Origin of the sequence: Pseudomonas sp. PDM28, from assembly GCF_019219115.1 — a bacterium.
In the GTDB taxonomy this organism is placed as follows: Bacteria; Pseudomonadota; Gammaproteobacteria; order Pseudomonadales; family Pseudomonadaceae; genus Aquipseudomonas; species Aquipseudomonas laurylsulfatiphila.
On sequence record NZ_JAHUWG010000002.1, the window covers coordinates 193,366 to 208,260 of the forward strand.

Below are 14,895 nucleotides of genomic sequence, written 5' to 3' on the forward strand. Positions count from 1 at the left end.
ACAGCTAAAAAATTAGTTGCTCCGGTATCACGGTGCAGGATTGTGCAAAAAGCTCACAGGAACCGAATAACGTAAAAAACAGCGGCACCGTAGTCTGGACACAGGCAGAGAGAACACCTCGCCTGCAACCGGAACTCAGTGCAAAAAACGTTGCCCTGACCTACCGGTACCAGACACTCAAATTACCGGAGTCATTGCCATGAAAACTTCAAAAAAAATCTTCGTTTTCGCTACCCTCACAGCGCTTAGCCTGAGCGTATTTGCGCTGGAAAGCACGACCGCCAGGCCGCCAGTGAACGAAGCTCAGCAATGCAAAGAGGCAATGCGACCCTTCGTTGCCCAGGATGGTTCTGACCGTATCCTTGGGAAGCGCGTTGCCGAAGGCGGCTCGGATCGTACCCCAGGGATGCGCGTTGCCGAAGGTGGCTCGGATCGCACACCAGGAATGCAACAAGTTGGCTAACACATAATCAAAACCGTCAAAAAGCCCAGCAATAGCTGGGCTTTTTGATATTTAATAAAGCTGTACTGCCGAAAAAACGCCCCGACTCTCGCCACGCGTGATCAACTCTTGAGGAGTTTCCCTTGATCCAGTCCGATGCCGAAATTACGAAACGTCGAACCGAGCTGGCGTCCATCATTCAACGTTTTGCGCCCGAATATGGTGTATTCGAGACGGCAGTGCCCCCGCTTCACTTCATCAGAAGTGATGTTCCTACAGATGCGATTCACACAATCCATAAACCAGGTCTATGTATTGTTGTTCAAGGTCGTAAAGAGGTGCGACTGCGTGATGAAGGTTACGTCTATGATCCGCTGAATTATCTCGTCGTTTCCGTGACGCTGCCTTTAGCGGGGCAAGTGATTGAAGCTTCTCCAGAGGAGCCATACCTATGCATCCGCCTGGATATTGATCCCTGCGAAATTACGCAACTGATCGCCGATGCAAGTCCGATCGGCGTGCCCAGTGGTGCGCAAACCCGTGGTCTTTTCCTCGATAAAATAGACACGTCGTTACTCGACGCAATGCTCCGCCTCGTGAGACTGCTGGAAAGCCCGGAGGATATTCCCACCCTGGCGCCGTTAGCCATTCGAGAAATATTCTATCGACTCTTGCGTGGCCAACAGGGCCAGAGGCTGCACGAGATTGCGATCGTCGACAGCCAGGCGCATCGCGTAACACGAGCAATTGAGTGGCTTAACGGAAACTACTCAAAACCCCTTCAAATCGATTCGCTGGCGAAACTCGTCAATCTGAGCACCTCGACGCTCCACCACAGGTTCAAATCCATAACGGCCATGAGCCCTCTGCAATATCAGAAGCAACTTCGTCTACACGAAGCGCGACGCCTCATGATCGCTGAAGGCCTTGACGTCGCAACCGCTGGATTTCAAGTCGGATATGCAAGCCCATCGCAGTTCAGTCGCGAATACAGTCGTCAATTCGGCTCATCACCGACGCGAGATTTAGCAAAACTGCGGAGTTTTGCTTGATCGTTGGCGTGCAATCCACATGTTGCTGGCGCAGGCGTTGTTGAGTGCCGTTGCCAGCAAGCTGGGCGAGGCGTCCGTTTCAGCGTTGAAACATCGTGAAAGCCTGATCGACGAACTCAACGCTTCGCTGTAAGGCCGGGCCTGGAGGTCCGAGTACGATATGCACCGCTACAGCCGATTCAAATACCCCACGGCGGTGCAGGAACAAACCTTGATTCGATCCATTGTTTGAAGGCAACCACCACGGCCGTGGGGAATTTGGCCGATGGCCTGACCAGATAGACCCCACCGGCAGTGTCCAATTGCCAATCCGCAAGGACACGCAGCAACCTTCCGGCCACGATATCACGACTCATCAACCAGTCACCGGCCCCTAGTATTCCCGCATTAGCACGGGCGGCCGCCAGCAAGGATTCACTGTCATTGGCTGTCAGGTTGCCTTTCGGTGTAATCGTCTGAAGTTCGTTGCCGCGATGGAGTCGCCACTGCGGAAAAGACGCAAGGCCACTGAAGCGCAGGCAATTGTGCTTGATCAGATCCTGTGGCGTTTGGGGCATTCCGTGCTTTCGGATGTAAGCCGGCGAAGCGCACAGAATCCGGCGATGGTCGCTCAGCTTTTTGGCGATCAACCGGCTGTCTTCCAACTCGCCGATCCGTATGGCAGCGTCAAAACCCTCATCAATGATGTCCACCAGACGCTCACTGTAATCTGCGAGGATCGAGACATGAGGATAAAGCTCGAGAAACTCCGGCAGCATCGGACCTAGCCAACGCCGTCCCATCGCTGCCGGTAATGCAAGGCGCAAAGTACCTCGAACTTCGCTGGCGCCCTTCGCCGCTTGCTGCTGCGCTTCATTCATCAGCTCGATGGCAGAGCGAAGGCGTTGCTCCAGTTGGGCACCGGCTTCAGTGATTCGCACCTGCCGGGTTGAGCGCTCCACGAGCCGAACGCCGAGGCGCTTTTCCATGGCGGCGAGTCGTTTCGAGACGACCGTCGGGTGTCGCTGCAATAGCCGACCCGCACCGACAAACGAGCCTTGCGAAGCAACGGCCAGAAACGCAGCGATCTCGTCACTGGACTGACTGGTCAGAACATCAATATTCATGGTTTTAGAATGATCGCTCCCGATGAACGCCCCGACTCCAGGTCGGCATGTGCCAGCGCTGCGTCAGCCAGCGAGTAGCTTGCCCAGATCCGGGGCTTGATGATACCCGCACCTATGGCGGCCAACACATCCTGTGCGCGCTCCTGGTACTCAGAGGCGCTCGCCGTATGGGCGGCCAACGAAGGACGTGTCAGGAACAGCGAGCCTTTGGCGTTGAGCGTGGACAGCTCCACGGCTGAAGGCGCCCCGGAGGAAGCGCCAAACGACACCATCAGACCCCGTGGTCGCAGACAGTCCAGAGAAGCCTGGAAGGAAGCGCGCCCTATGGGGTCATAGACAACGTCGACCTTTCTGCCCTCGGTGAAACGAGCGACCTGCGATGCCAGGTTGTCAGCGTCAAACACCAGGACTTCATCGCAGCCCAACGCTTGAGCTTTTTCGACACTGGCCGGCTTTGATACGACGCCGATTACCGTCGCACCCAAGTGCTTGGCCCACGGCACCATGATTTCCCCCAGCCCACCCGCTACACCGTAGAGAAGTATGGTTGTGCCCTGCCCCACGGGATAGGTGGCCTTCAACAGGTACTGCGCAGTGATGCCCTTGAACATGACGGCTGCTGCATCAGCAAACGACAATGCATCCGGAATCCTGACCAGCCGCTCAGCCGGAAAAAGCCGGGCCGAAGCATAGGAGCCAACAGGTCCGGTGGCATAAGCGACGCGATCTCCAACTCGCACGTTGCTGACACCCGCACCCACAACGGTAACACGCCCAGCGCCCTCCAACCCCAGTCCGGATGGCAACGCAACGGGCACCGCGCCCTTGCGTTGAGTCACGTCGAGGAAGTTGACCCCAATGGCTGCCTGCTCAAGCCAGACTTCGCCGGGTCCTGGCGATTGCTCGCTCAGTGACTCCAGATTCAGTACTTCAGGATTGCCAGACTGGTTGAATCGAATCACAGAGACCATGGTCATTTCCCCTTCAATCGGAAGCTGCCTTCACACAAGTGCCGCCAGTGTGAGTACTGATCCCCTGACGAACAAGGTAGGTTGATTGCAGGTCATTAATGCACAGCTTGCAGCAATAACGTCACAGATACTACGCGTAACTGCGTGGTGTCCGGTTTCATCAGACCGCTCTACCTTTCGCACCCGCCCCTACAGTGAATCACCTCTGCTATCTGCAATGCTCAAATCGCCCTTTCTTGCAGACTGCACGCCCCGGTTGATGAACACGGATCGCAAGTCCTTGTTTACCGGCGTATTGGCTGGCCGATGCCCTTGGCACAGGAAATGCGATAGCTACCGGGACGCCTCAATGCCACACCCCGTTGAGGCTCAATTCCACGCTAGCTGAGGCAGCCAACATGAACGCGATTGACCTTCTGAAAGCCGATCATCAAACCGTGAAAACCATTCTTGCTCAATTAAGCGAGTCGACTGATAAAGCGATCAAGAAACGCACGGACCTCCTGGATAAGCTGGAGATGGAGATTTCCATCCATACCAAACTGGAAGAAGAAATCCTCTACCCAGCCTTCAAGGCGGCAGGGACCAAGGAACAGGACGTCTTGTACTTCGAAGCGAAGGAAGAACATCGCACCGTCGACTCGCTGGTATTACCGGATCTGAAGCAGACAGATCCCGGCACACCGGAATTTGCCGGGCGAGTGAAGGTCGTCAAAGAGCTGCTTGAGCACCACATTGAAGAGGAGGAAACCGAAATGTTTCCTCAGGCGAAAAAGCTATTGGGAAAATCCAGGCTCGACGACCTCGGCGAGCAAATGGAGGTGATGAAAGCCAGTTGCAAAAAGCAATGGGCTGCAACCCATATGGCAGCCTGACGCCTGCCCGGACACAAAGCCCGGTACAGTCGTAATGCTGTTCAGTTAAGGATTCTGTAGGAGCGAGCTTGCTCGCGATGGACTAAAGAGCGCCGCGTTTAGTCAGTAAACACGCGGCATCGTTAACGACCATCGCGAGCAAGCTCGCTCCTACAGTGGTTCATTCTCGCTTAACTGAACAGTATTACGGTACAGCCGGGCTTTGCCTGTTTATCCAACGGCAGGGTTGGGAGATCCTCAATGAACAATCGCCGTTCACCTCCCCCTCACGGTACTTGCACGACAGCCACTGGAACGCGTTGCCTGTCACTGACCAGGCAAGCAACCAGCGCCGCCACGCCAATGGCAAACAGATAAAGGGCTTGCCGTCCCAAATGCTCCATCAATGCGCCTGCCACCAATGGCCCGATGGTTGCGCCGATACCGAACGTCACCAATAACACCCCAGCCACCGATACACGCAGTTGGGGCTCCAGATTGTCATTGGCATGAACAACGCCCAATGGGTACAGGCAGAACTGCAGGAAACCTATGACGGCGCCCGCCAGCATGACCCAGCCCTGTCCCGGTGCCTGCAAAAAGGCCAAGGGCAGGTAAGCGATGCAAAGCAGGACGGCAGTCAGGCGAATCAGGCCAACGCGGGAAAAACGGTCCGACAGCTTGCCCAGCGGCAATTGCGCAAACAGTCCGGCCGCAATGCTCAGGGCCATGAACTGGCCAACCTGTGCAGGGGTGAAACCCGATTGCGCCGCGAAGATCGGGGTCAATCCATAGAAGCAGCCATTGAGCAATCCCGACGCCAGGACAGTGCCCAACGACTGCGGCAGACGACGGACATATCGCATGAAGCTGACTCGGTCCTGGCTGATCGGACTGGGCTGCATGCCCCGGTGCATGGCCATCGGCACCAGGCCGATGGCAAAGGCGATGGCCACACCGGACAACACCAGGGTGTCGAGCCCATTGCCCAGGCCCAGCAGCAGTTGTCCCAGCATCATCCCCACGTAGCTGGCCACCATGTACAGCGACATGGCGCCGCCACGACGATCACCCGGCGCACAGTCGTTGAGCCAGCTTTCGATGACCATCAGTTGGCACATCATCGCTACACCGACCACGAACCTCAGCGCCAGCCATAGCGTCAGCGAGTCGCTCAATTGGTGGCTGAGTACCGCCGTGACAATCACCCCCGCACTGACCACGAAGGCCCGCACATGCGAGATCCGGCCAATCAGCCAGTACCCGATCCGCCCCCCGAGTACCATTCCCAGCGCATTGGCCGCCATGAGCGCACCGCCCCAGAACTCTGCGACGCCGGCGGCGTCCAGGCGCAAGGCCAGATACGTCATCAGCAGGCTGGACCCCAACTGCATAAGCAGAGCTGCAGCGTAAATCGTTGCAAATACCTTGGTCAGCGCAAACATGCTCAGTTTTCCCGATCAGACGAGGCCGTGACGTTGCTTCCAGTCTCCGGGATGCACGACATAGCCAAACAGTGCGTGTCCGCCATAGACGAGCTCGGTGCCTTCGGGTATCCAGAGCAATTGCCCTGGCGTCACCCGGTACAGTTCACCGTTCGCTCTCAGTTCGAAACAACCTTCAATGACGAAAATGACTTCGTCATAGAGCAAGGTCCAGGCGACCTCCGCGCCTTCCCAGCGCGCAAAGCCAATCCCCAGATGAGGCGACACGTCATTGCTCAGGGCACGGGCAACGCTGGCGCCCCCCGGGGGGCCGCCGCGATGCACAAAATCCAGGTCCCGGTGGTCGACCAGCATCACCGGCTTTCTGTCAGCAGGCGCCTGGGTCATAGCTCGCTCCTGCTGTTCCACGCCGCCCAACGGATACGTGAACGCACGCCCAGCCCCAGGAACGGTTCCGGCGGATTGCGCGAAGGCATGCCCGTCACGGACTGGATGTCATCCAGACGCTGAGAGTCGGCGCCCACCACTTTATCCGCCAGCAATGTCCCGGAGATGGTGCCCCATGCAGCCCCTACCCCGTTGTCACAAGCCGTCGCGAAAACGCCGTCGTCGAGCTTGCCGAAGAAGTTGGTGAAGTTGCGCGAGATCGCGTAGACCCCGCCCCAGGTGTGTGTGAAGGGAACATGGGCAAGCTGCGGATAACGGGCGTGAAAAGCCGCGCAATGATCCTCTCGGACTTTGAGGCGGATCGAATCATTGATGCTGCGCCCATAGCGTGGCACGTGCTTGTAGGTATTGCGGATGATGAGACGACGATCCTGGGTCATTCTCACCGTGGTGCCGGCGTGGTCGGCCGGTGTCAGCCCCCAGTCGGCCTGAACGCCAACAGAGGCCATCTCGGCGTCGGTGAGCGGGCGCGTCCAACTGGCAAACGTCATCACCGGCAGCAGCCGATTGCGCAAGTAACCAAACTCCTGGGTGAAGATGCTGGTACCCAGCAGCACTTTCGGCGTGCGGATCAAACCCTCTTTACCGACCAGGATCCAGTTCCCGCCGGCGTCCTTCTCCAGGCGCTGGATAGGCGATTCTTCGAGGACTTCAACGTTCTGTGGCAGTGACGCGCCCAGGCCGCGCACCAGTGCCGCCGGCTGCATGAGGTAGCAACCGGGGGTGAAGATGGCGCGACTGTAGTAGTCGGTCCCGAGTACACCGGCCAGTTCCTGGCGTTCCACCTGGCGATAAGGCTCGCCCAGGTCGGCCATCAGTTTCTCGAAATGGTCGAGGTAGGCCAGGCCACGATCACCCACCGCCCCTTGGTACTTGCCGGCATGGGACCACTGACAATCGATGGTGTGGCGACCGATCAGGGTTTGCAGTTGATCGATGGCCGCGCGGTTAAGCCCCAGCAGGCGTTGCTTGTGCTGTGGGTCAGGATGCTCCAGGGCAAACTTGTGCGGCAGATCGATGACGAAACCGGAGTTACGCCCTGATGCCCCATAACCGACACGCTGGGCATCGACCAGGAGAATGCGCGACTGTGGCATGTGCTCAGCCAACCGGCGTGCAGCGGCGAGACCGGCGAAGCCGGCACCGATCACCACGTAATCGGCCTTTTGTTCACCGGTCAGGCGCTTGGCCGGACGCGGTTCGGGCAGTGCGGCGTACCAGCCACAACTGTGGTCATCATGAGGCAGGTTAACGATACTGTTCATGGGTCAATTCTCAAGCCACATGCTGTGGGGTGTCCTGGCAGTTCTGCAGCCAGGCATTGCGTTTTTGTTGGGCTTGCCGCCCGAGCAGGACGAAGCCGCGCAAGGCGCCATCGTTGTCACGGAAGGCAGCGCTGAGTCCGTCCCCGGTCGCGTCGCAGTGCCATTGCCCCGCACAATCGACGGGTGGCGGGAGCAAACACAAAGGGGCCGCCGGTGTCTTCACCGTCACAGGCGCAAGTGGATAGCTCACTGGCGTCGGCTGCCCGGACAAAGTCCTGGCCAGGGCGCGTATGCCCTCATTGATCGGAGCGAGGTAAGGCAGCAGTTGCCCATTCACCTCGATGCAATCGCCCAAGGCATAGATACCGCTTTGCGAAGTCTGCAGGTGCGCATCCACCTTGATGCCTCGCCCGCACTCAAGGCCCGCGGCTTGCGCCAGCTCCACGTTAGGCCGCAGGCCGACCGCCGACACCACCAGATCCGCATCGAAGTGCTGACCATCGGCCAGTTCCAGCCGATAGCCGTTCGCGCCCTGTTCGATACGTTGCAAGGTCGTGCGCAAATGCCATTGCACGCCAAGACCGGACAACGCCTGTTGCAGTTGCAGGCCTGCCGGTTCCGGCAACAGGCGCTCCATCGGCCATTTGCCGAGACCGATAACCCGAACCTGATAGCCGCTGCTCGCCAGGTCGTTGGCGAACTCACAGCCAATCAATCCGTCCCCCAGCACCGCAACGCTGCGCACACCGTCGAGGCGCTCACGGAACGCTCGGTAATCCTGCAGGTTGTTGACGCTCAGCAATGCATCGGCACAGCCCTCGATGGGCAGGCGCAGCGGCGAAGCCCCGCTGGCCAATACCAGCTGGCCGTACTGCATCTCGCCCAGATTGGTATGAAGTCGTCGCGCCACAACGTCGATTCGCTCCACCCGGCAGTGGCTATGAATCCGGATGCCCAATCGCTGTTCCAGCGCCATCGGGCTTTCCGTCGCCAGGCCCGCGGCGCTGCGACCTTGGGCCAGCGCGATGGACAGCGCCGGCTTGGAATAGAGATGCCCACAGTCCTGGGTCAGTACCCGGACATCGAGTTGCGGGTTGGCTTTGCGCAGCGCCTGAGCCAGGCCGTAGCCGGCATGTCCGCTGCCGATGATGACCACTGGCTGGGCCGGTGAAACGTCAGCCATGGCCTGCTTCACAACAACCGGGGCAACGGTCGCGACCTTGACCGGCTCGCTGATTTCGATCATCTCGAAATCGGACTTGCCGACCTTGCACTCGGGGCACAGCCAGTCTTGCGGCACATCTTCCCAGCGGGTTCCGGCAGCGATGCCGTCGTCGGGCCAACCCAGGGCTTCGTCATAAATCAGGCCACAGATAATGCAGAGCCACTTTTTCATGCTGATGCCTCCTCACTCGCCCGAGATGCGCACGGCCAGGTTCTTGGTCCTGACGTAGCTGTAGAGCGCTTCCTGGCCTTTTTCCCGGCCGAAACCGGAGAGTCCTACGCCGCCAAACGGCGTTTCGATGCCGCCGGCGTACCACTCGTTGATGAAAACCTGCCCCGCACACAGTCGCCGCGCACAACGCAGGGCGCGATTGAGGTCTTGAGTGAACACACCGGCGACCAGGCCGAATTCGGTGCCATTGGCAATGCGAATGGCCTCCTCCTCGGTATCGAAGGCAATGACCGCCAGGACCGGGCCGAAGACTTCGGTCTGGGCAATATCCATGTGCGCGGTGACGTCGCGGAACACCGTCGGCGCCATGAAATGCCCCCGCAGCCCGCTGATCGCCTCACCGCCGGTGGCGACCACGGCCCCCTCCTCCTCGGCACGCCGGCAGATGGCCTCGATGCCCTGAAGCTGACTGGCGCAAATCACCGGCGTCAGGTCCGGGTTGTCCTGGCCAAGGCCGATGCTCAGGCTCTCGGCCATTGCCACCACATCAGCGACCACCTCGTCATACAGCGAACGATGCACCAGCAGGCGCGACATCGCCGAGCACACCTGACCGGCATTGAAGAAGATGCCGTTGCGCACGCTGGCCAGCAGTTGCTCACGATCGGCATCGGGGAACACCAGCGCAGCAGACTTGCCACCCAGTTCCATGACGCTGGGAGTCGCGTGCTCGGCGGCGGCCCGCAGGATGCTCTGCCCCGTGGCGACAGAGCCGGTGAAGACAATCTGGTCGACCTCACGATGCCCGGCCATGTACGCCCCCACTTCCCGGCCGCGGCCACAGATCAGATTGACCGCCCCCCGTGGCAAGCCCGCACGTTCGATGGCCTGCAACAGCACACACAGTCCCAGCGGCGAAATCTCCGGCGACTTGATCACCACCGCGTTACCGGCCGCCAGGGCCGGCGCCAGCGAACGGGCGCAGATGGACACCGGAAAATTCCACGGCACGATCTGCAGCGAAACACCCATCGGGTCGTAGACCGTGAAGTCCATGTAGCCGTTGCCCAGGGGAATGGATGTGCCTTCGATCTTGTCGGCCATGCCGGCGTAATACTCGAAGTAACGCGCGGCCTCGACGAATTCGTCACGGGCATCGCGCAGGCTCTTTCCATTTTCCTGACACAGGACCCACGCGCCCTCTTCAGTCACCGCGCGAATCTGCGCGGCGATCTCCAGCAGCCAGGTCACCCGTTGCGCAGGGCGCGCGCGGGTCAGCTCACCACTGTCGGCACAGCGTCGCGCCGCTTGCAGCGCGCGCTCTGCGTCGGCCACTCCAGCCTGGGCGATAGTGGCGACAGGTTCCGCCGTACCGGGGTTGTTGACGGTAATGTGCTGCTCACTGTCGGTCCAGGTGCCGTCGATGAAATTCAGCCAGTGCGGTTGGATCGAATGCATGCTCATCTCCTCACACGCTCTCGGCGCAGTCGAGCAGCTGACGCGCCGCCCACTGGTGGAAGAAATGCGTCGGCAAATCCATTTCCGGGGAGAATGCACCACCGCCATAGCCGGGAGAGTGACGGCCCTTCTGCATGCCTTCGACAGAAGCGATGTCCTCGGCAAACACCACGCGCCAGGACTGCATCACAGCGTCACGCGCCGCTTCGAAACGGTCATCGAGGGCCTCGTCGCCGACGTAGAAAAGACGCAGGTGTTCGACGGTTTTTCCGGGGGCAATCGGCTCCAGCATCATGGCGAAAGCATGGTCGGCCTGAATGCCCAGCAAGACGTTGGGGAAGAACGCTACGTATTCTGCGGTGCGCAGGCGATCCCGTGGCCAGGACGGGAACATGGGCAAGTGAGTGCCGGCGACGTCGGACAGGTTATAGGCATGGCTGCCCTGGCCGGCGAACTGATCGAAGATGATGTTGTAGTGGTCTTCCAGGCGCGAATAGCTGTTCAGGCTCGGGTGCACCCATGGCAAGTGGTAAGCCTCGCAGTAGTTTTCCACCGCCAGTTTCCAGTTGCAGTTGACCTCGATGCTAACCGCACCACTGTTGGGCTCGCGGCGCAGCAGGTCCATGCCGTCGGTGCCGAGGAATTGGGTCCAGCGCTCGGTGAGCGGCGCGAGCTGCTCTTGCAGGTCCGGCGCGTCAGCCGACAGGTTGATGAACACCATGTCCATCCAGATCGCACTGCGCAAGGCTTTCAGGCCATGCTTCTCGCAAGCGAAGCGCTCGTCCTTGTGCTGATTGATGCCGCCGACATGGGGCGTGCCTTTGAGGCCACCGTTCAGATCGTAGGTCCAGGAGTGGTAGGGGCAACGAATCACGCCCTGCACTTCACCCGCCTGCTGCACCAGCTTCACGCCACGGTGACTGCACACGTTGTGGAACACCTGGACCAGGCCTTCGCGGTTACGCATCAGCAACAGGGGCAGCCCCATGAAGTCCACCGGCTTGACGTAGCTGTTGCCCGGCAGGTCGCTGGCGAAACCGACGCACGCCCAATTGCGACCGAGCACGTGATCGCGCTCCAGGTCGAAATAACGTTGCTCGGTATAAAACTCATTGGTCAGGCCATGGGCCTCGTGGATCGGAGCCAGGACAGTCTCAAGGGTGTGTGTCGGGATGAGGCGGGTCGCGGTCGTGGAAGTCATTATTGTTTTCTCTTGCTGGCACGAAAGGAAATGCACGGCAGGTCTGGCCTGCTGCATGACGGCGAGTTTCGGCAAGAAGAGGAAGCCTCGACAAACGATTTTTGTTGCACGCATTAATGACTATTGATCATCAATATGCTCGGCATGCTTTGCTGATACGGTTCAGTAAAAGATGGGGTTTTTAGTGTTTTTACGCGCCTCGGAATTAATGATCAGAAGTCATATATTGATGAGGATAAATGAGTTGTCGGCGGCCCCTGTCTCCACCATTTTGTTGCCACATCCCGAGCCTGCCTCGAGATCACCCTGAGGAGTCGATGACCGGCCGTTGGCATCCGCCAATGACCGCCCTTCCCCTCACCCGGCGAAACCCTCAACCCTTGAACAATAATAAAAGGGGAAAAAAATGCGTGCAGAATCGGGCCTTCTCAAAGGTCTCAACCCGAATGTAACCTTGGCTTCGATCACAACCGTGGTCCTGTTTGTGCTGTTCTGTGCGTTCATGAACGAGCAGGCAGCCAAAGCGTTTGAAACCGCGTCGACCTTCATCCTGACCAACTTCAAGTGGTACTACCTGGCACTGCTGAGCGCTGTGCTGTGCCTGCTGCTGTACATTTCCGTCAGCCGGTTCGGCACCCTGAAACTGGGCGCCCACGACGACCAGCCAGAATTCAGTTTTGGTTCCTGGATCGCCATGCTGTTCAGTGCGGGCATGGGCATCGGCCTGATTTTCTGGTCGGTCGCCGAACCCATGCTGCACTACGCCGACAACCCGTTCTCCAAGGGGTTGACGGATGAGGCTGCGAGCATGGCCATGCGTATAACCCTGTTCCACTGGGGCCTGCATCCATGGGCGATCTTCACCTTGATCGGCCTGAGCCTGGCGTACTTCGCCTATCGCAAGGGTCTGCCCCTGGCGCTTCGGTCCCTGCTCTACCCACTGATTGGCGACCGAATCTACGGCTGGATCGGGCATGTCGTGGATATCATGGGCGTGGCGATTACCGCCTTCGGCGTGTCCCAATCCCTCGGTCTGGGCGTTGCGCAAATCAACACCGGCCTGCACCAGGTGTTTGGCGTTCCGGTCAGTATCGGCCTGCAGCTTTCGATCATCCTGGTGGTCACGATCATCGCCTCCATCTCACTCCTGGCTGGCCTGTCCAAGGGAATGAAACGGATTTCGACACTCAACATGTACATGTCGATCCTGTTGATGCTGATTGTTCTGGTGATCGGGCCGACCCGTTACATCCTTAACCTCATGTTCGAATCCACCGGGGACTATGTCCAGAACCTGGTCGGTTTGAGCCTTTGGATGGACACGCAGAAAGACACCCAATGGCAAAACTGGTGGACCGCCTTCTATTGGCCATGGTGGATGACCTGGGGGCCATTCGTGGGGCTGTTCATCGCACGGATTTCCAAGGGGCGGACCATTCGCGAGCTCATCGTCGGTGCTTTGGTGGTGCCTACCCTGGTCACCATCCTGTGGATGTCCGTCTTCGGTGGCGCCGCGTTGAAGAGCGAGCAAACCGAACGCCAGCAGTTCCAGAAAGCAGCCGCAGCCACTGAGCAGGTTCAGGAACAGGCCACCTTCGAAGGCGGCACGATTCTGCTGGCGACCAAGAAGGAACCCACGGCGGCCATGTTTACCCTGCTCGGAAAACTGGACGGCCCCTTGATCGGTGGCGCGCTCTCCATCTTCGTTTGCCTGCTGCTCGCCGTGCACTTCGTGACCACGGCCGATGCAGGAACCCAGGTCCTCTGTACGCTGAACGCGATGGGAAGCACCAATCCACCCAACTGGATCAGGTTGCTCTGGTGTGTGCTGGAAGGTGGTGTCGCGGCGGGACTGCTGCTGGCGGGAGGGCTCAAGGCCATTCAGATGGCGAGTATCGCCGCAGGCCTGCCCATTGCAATCCTGATGATGGTCATGAGCTACACACTGATTCGCAGCCTGCGGGCGGAACCCTTCGGCGACCTGCCTCACTTGCCTCCCGCTCGCCTGCCCATTCCGGAGCACGCCCGGGAAGCGTTCTCGCAACGTGGCGGCCCCTTGCAGGACGGTCCCGGGGAATCCTTGCTGACCGCCAGAAAAGCCAGCTGAAACCAGCCGCAGTGGCCTGTGGAGACAGGCCACGGCGGCTACTGAATGAAAAACGCCGTCAGCCAACCGCTGACGGCGTTTTTCTTTTCTGGACCTTGCCTTATCCCTGGACGGAAGGGAGTCCCATCAGCCAGTCGCGAAACAGCTTCACACTGTGTCGTGGGCCACGGGTACTGAGTGGTTCCAGCAAACAAAACTGGGCGTTTGTCTGCAGTACCAGATCGTTTGGTCGAACCAGCGCGCCTGTGCTCAGTGGTTCGTCGACCAGATTATTCCAGGCCAGAGCCACACCCTGCCCGCTGATGGCCGACTGGATCAGCATGCTGTAGCTATTGATGTTGATCCGGTGTTTCGGGGCAACGGGAGCACGCTCCAGGCGCTTGAACCATTCCGGCCAGCCGATCCAGTCCCGCTGGGAATCCTCAAGCCATAGCCAGGTGCAGGAAGTCAGCCCTTCAATCGAAGACAGTTGGGGATGCTTGGCCAGGTACGACGGACTGCACACCATGAAAATCTCTTCCGAGAACAGCGGCGTAACGTCCAGGCCTTTCGGTGAGGCACTGCAGTAATACATCGCCAGATCGCAATCGAGCTTGGCGTAGTCCTTCACATGATCGATCGCAATGATCCGTAGATCGATCTCTTCATGCTGGCGTTGAAACTCGGCAACCTTGGGTAAAAGCCAGAGCGATGCCATGGCCGTGCTGGTGGCAACGGTCACCTGCTGATCCCCGCGCCATTGCCGGATTTCCCCCGTGGACCGAGCCAGACTCTGCAGACAGTCGCGAACCGTCTCGTGGTACTGGGCACCGGTCGGCGTGAGGTTGATGGTACGGGTTGTTCTCTCGAACAATGTCTTGCCGAGATAATCCTCCAGCAATCGAACCTGCCGACTGATCGCGCCCTGCGTGACATTCAGCTCTTTGGCAGCGAACGTAAAACTCAAGTGGCGGGCTGCAGCCTCAAAGGCAATCAAGCTGTTGAGGGGCGGAAGAGGCTGAATTTTCAAGGCGTTTACACCCACATATTCTTGTTTTTACCGAATCGCCATTCTAGTGATTCGCACGCGGTCAGGCGCAGGTTTTATGCGTAGACCGCTATATTTACGCTGTGTTTTTTCGCTTCGTAGAGGTCGGGGGGGATTTGTACCT

Annotated in this window: 13 protein-coding genes and 1 pseudogene; 4 read left to right on the forward strand and 10 right to left on the reverse strand. The window is 59.0% G+C overall.

The genetic code is table 11. From position 1 onward, the window contains the following. Window positions 1-199 precede the first annotated feature (199 nt). Together KW841_RS04195 and KW841_RS04200 are read left to right on the forward strand one after the other, a co-directional pair. Window positions 200-463: a hypothetical protein gene (locus KW841_RS04195; protein WP_218473827.1), complete on the forward strand. Its 264-nt coding sequence runs from the start codon at window positions 200-202 to the stop codon at window positions 461-463. Window positions 464-585: 122 nt separating this feature from the next. Beyond that, on the forward strand, window positions 586-1,494 hold the full coding sequence (locus tag KW841_RS04200; RefSeq protein ID WP_218473829.1) for an AraC family transcriptional regulator: 909 nt from the start codon (window positions 586-588) through the stop codon (window positions 1,492-1,494). A 179-nt stretch (window positions 1,495-1,673) separates the two neighbouring features. On the opposite strand, the gene KW841_RS04210 is transcribed toward KW841_RS04200, so the two are convergent. Together KW841_RS04210 and KW841_RS04215 are read right to left on the reverse strand one after the other, a co-directional pair. Beyond that, on the reverse strand, window positions 1,674-2,600 hold the full coding sequence (locus tag KW841_RS04210; RefSeq protein ID WP_218473831.1) for a LysR family transcriptional regulator: 927 nt from the start codon (window positions 2,598-2,600) through the stop codon (window positions 1,674-1,676). Next, window positions 2,597-3,571: a quinone oxidoreductase gene (locus tag KW841_RS04215; RefSeq protein WP_218474550.1), complete on the reverse strand. Its 975-nt coding sequence runs from the start codon at window positions 3,569-3,571 to the stop codon at window positions 2,597-2,599. The genes KW841_RS04210 and KW841_RS04215 overlap by 4 nt, the downstream gene beginning before the upstream one ends. A 398-nt stretch (window positions 3,572-3,969) precedes the next feature. On the opposite strand from KW841_RS04215, the gene KW841_RS04220 reads away from it, so the two are divergent. After that, window positions 3,970-4,446 (forward strand): hemerythrin domain-containing protein, encoded by a 477-nt coding sequence (locus KW841_RS04220; protein WP_218473833.1) that lies wholly within the window; start codon window positions 3,970-3,972, stop codon window positions 4,444-4,446. A gap of 266 nt (window positions 4,447-4,712) precedes the next feature. Here KW841_RS04220 and KW841_RS04225 read toward each other — a convergent pair whose 3' ends face one another. The 7 genes and pseudogenes from KW841_RS04225 to KW841_RS04250 all read right to left on the reverse strand — a co-directional run bounded on the left by KW841_RS04225 (window position 4,713) and on the right by KW841_RS04250 (window position 11,637). After that, window positions 4,713-5,870, reverse strand: a complete 1,158-nt coding sequence (locus KW841_RS04225) for an MFS transporter (protein ID WP_218473835.1) — start codon at window positions 5,868-5,870, stop codon at window positions 4,713-4,715. Between the two features lie 15 nt (window positions 5,871-5,885). Next, window positions 5,886-6,257, reverse strand: coding sequence for an ethanolamine utilization protein EutQ (locus tag KW841_RS04230; protein ID WP_218473837.1), 372 nt, complete (start codon window positions 6,255-6,257; stop codon window positions 5,886-5,888). Next, complete coding sequence (locus tag KW841_RS04235) at window positions 6,254-7,582, reverse strand: FAD-binding oxidoreductase (protein WP_256357700.1); 1,329 nt, start codon at window positions 7,580-7,582, stop codon at window positions 6,254-6,256. Before KW841_RS04235 ends, KW841_RS04230 begins: the two co-directional genes overlap by 4 nt. A gap of 10 nt (window positions 7,583-7,592) precedes the next feature. Then, a complete protein-coding gene (locus tag KW841_RS04240; RefSeq protein ID WP_371319496.1) occupies window positions 7,593-8,828 on the reverse strand; it encodes an FAD-dependent oxidoreductase in 1,236 nt (411 codons plus the stop codon). Beyond that, window positions 8,817-8,978 (reverse strand): annotated as a pseudogene (locus KW841_RS29570) (rubredoxin); the annotation flags it as partial. The gene KW841_RS04240 and the pseudogene KW841_RS29570, both read right to left, overlap by 12 nt. Before the next feature lie 12 nt (window positions 8,979-8,990). Beyond that, window positions 8,991-10,436: an aldehyde dehydrogenase family protein gene (locus KW841_RS04245; protein ID WP_218473841.1), complete on the reverse strand. Its 1,446-nt coding sequence runs from the start codon at window positions 10,434-10,436 to the stop codon at window positions 8,991-8,993. 10 nt (window positions 10,437-10,446) lie between these two features. Next, window positions 10,447-11,637, reverse strand: coding sequence for an aromatic ring-hydroxylating dioxygenase subunit alpha (locus KW841_RS04250; RefSeq protein ID WP_218473843.1), 1,191 nt, complete (start codon window positions 11,635-11,637; stop codon window positions 10,447-10,449). Between the two features lie 406 nt (window positions 11,638-12,043). On the opposite strand from KW841_RS04250, the gene KW841_RS04255 reads away from it, so the two are divergent. After that, a complete protein-coding gene (locus KW841_RS04255; RefSeq protein ID WP_218473846.1) occupies window positions 12,044-13,744 on the forward strand; it encodes a BCCT family transporter in 1,701 nt (566 codons plus the stop codon). Between the two features lie 100 nt (window positions 13,745-13,844). Here KW841_RS04255 and KW841_RS04260 read toward each other — a convergent pair whose 3' ends face one another. After that, entirely contained in the window at window positions 13,845-14,753 is a 909-nt protein-coding gene (locus KW841_RS04260; protein WP_218473848.1) for a LysR substrate-binding domain-containing protein, read from the reverse strand. Window positions 14,754-14,895 lie beyond the last annotated feature (142 nt).

Excerpts from the sequence above, each read along its gene's own strand:
- KW841_RS04195 (WP_218473827.1), top strand. The coding sequence starts at position 200 with ATGAAAACTTCAAAAAAAATCTTCGTTTTCGCTACCCTCACAGCGCTT.
- KW841_RS04215 (WP_218474550.1), bottom strand. The coding sequence starts at position 3,571 with ATGGTCTCTGTGATTCGATTCAACCAGTCTGGCAATCCTGAAGTACTG.
- KW841_RS04210 (WP_218473831.1), bottom strand. The coding sequence starts at position 2,600 with ATGAATATTGATGTTCTGACCAGTCAGTCCAGTGACGAGATCGCTGCG.
- KW841_RS04250 (WP_218473843.1), bottom strand. The coding sequence starts at position 11,637 with ATGACTTCCACGACCGCGACCCGCCTCATCCCGACACACACCCTTGAG.
- KW841_RS04255 (WP_218473846.1), top strand. The coding sequence starts at position 12,044 with ATGCGTGCAGAATCGGGCCTTCTCAAAGGTCTCAACCCGAATGTAACC.
- KW841_RS04225 (WP_218473835.1), bottom strand. The coding sequence starts at position 5,870 with ATGTTTGCGCTGACCAAGGTATTTGCAACGATTTACGCTGCAGCTCTG.
- KW841_RS04245 (WP_218473841.1), bottom strand. The coding sequence starts at position 10,436 with ATGCATTCGATCCAACCGCACTGGCTGAATTTCATCGACGGCACCTGG.
- KW841_RS04220 (WP_218473833.1), top strand. The coding sequence starts at position 3,970 with ATGAACGCGATTGACCTTCTGAAAGCCGATCATCAAACCGTGAAAACC.
- KW841_RS04230 (WP_218473837.1), bottom strand. The coding sequence starts at position 6,257 with ATGACCCAGGCGCCTGCTGACAGAAAGCCGGTGATGCTGGTCGACCAC.
- KW841_RS04235 (WP_256357700.1), bottom strand. The coding sequence starts at position 7,582 with ATGAACAGTATCGTTAACCTGCCTCATGATGACCACAGTTGTGGCTGG.
- KW841_RS04240 (WP_371319496.1), bottom strand. The coding sequence starts at position 8,828 with ATGATCGAAATCAGCGAGCCGGTCAAGGTCGCGACCGTTGCCCCGGTT.